This window comes from Salinisphaera orenii subsp. orenii MK-B5, from assembly GCF_003788635.1.
Taxonomy (GTDB): domain Bacteria; phylum Pseudomonadota; class Gammaproteobacteria; order Nevskiales; family Salinisphaeraceae; genus Salinisphaera; species Salinisphaera orenii.
Window position 1 is genome coordinate 1 of sequence record NZ_AYKH01000036.1, and the last position, 1041, is coordinate 1041.

A 1041-nucleotide genomic window follows, 5' to 3' on the forward strand; every position below is an offset into this window, starting at 1 on the left:
AGATGATCGCGGGCTTTCAGATAGCGCCGCTTACTCCAGCCCATGATCCGCTCGCCTGTTGCGCCCGGTAGCTCGAACGCTCGACCTTTGCGGTGCGCGTGTAGTTGGCGCAGCTTGGCTAGCAGTACCAGCGCGTCGCCGTTGTTCAGGCATTGATCGACCAGCGAACTACCGAACACGGCCGTACTCTCACAGCCCGTCACGAACAGTCGGTTTTCGCTCTTGTACTTCCATACCGAGCGCGCCGCGTTCGCGACCTCGCCGGGGCTTAACGGGTCGGCGAATGATTGATTCAGGGTCATGGCGATAGCCTCTAACTGCTCATACGTGCTCGCGCTCTGGCCTTGGTATCGCAGGGCATCGAACAGGAATTGGTTACGCTGGCCTACAGCCGGCCCGTCGGCGGGCGACGTGTCATTGGCCGCTTTCGGTCGGTACAGATCGGCGGGGATATTGCGCAGCGTGGGCAGGTCCAGCAGGTCGTCCAGGTCGCCCGCGATAACTTCGTAACGGCCTTTAGTGCCTCGGCTCGGCGCGGCCACCGCTTGCCCATTGCCTAGCAGGTCGATACACGGCCAGGCGCGTGTCTGGCGCTTCTCGCCGTTGGCTGCGTAGTAGGCTTGCCAGCCGCCCGATTGCGTGCGAACAACGAAAGGCGACGGCCCGTGACGATCCATTGCATCGGCAAACGTGCGTTCGTCTCGCGTGTCCACGTCTAAGATCGTCAGCGCATTGCGGCCCATGTGAATGCCCAGCCCATCGGCGTCGGCGAACTTGTCTGCCCACGTCGCACTGGCACGCACGCCGGCTCGCCCGTAGTTGGAGACCAGCGGTTTCTTGCGGTCCACGTCTACGGGGAACACGGCTACGCCACGCTCGGCGTACTCCGGTGCCCATTGTCCGAAAATGCCCATACCGCCCAGCGGTGCAGGCGCAGCAGTGCTATAATTGAAGTCGCATTAGTTGGGCACTGCTACGCCCACAGTTAGCCGCCTAGGATTCGCTCCGGGCGGCTTTTTCTTTGGGACCGCTCAGGCAGTC

The 1041-nt window shown here is 62.4% G+C and carries 1 protein-coding gene; it reads right to left on the reverse strand.

Annotated elements, in window-relative coordinates; genetic code table 11:
• A partial coding sequence (locus SAOR_RS12975) for a bifunctional DNA primase/polymerase (protein WP_185015681.1) occupies positions 1 to 914 on the reverse strand: 914 nt, incomplete at its 3' end.
• Positions 915 to 1041 lie beyond the last annotated feature (127 nt).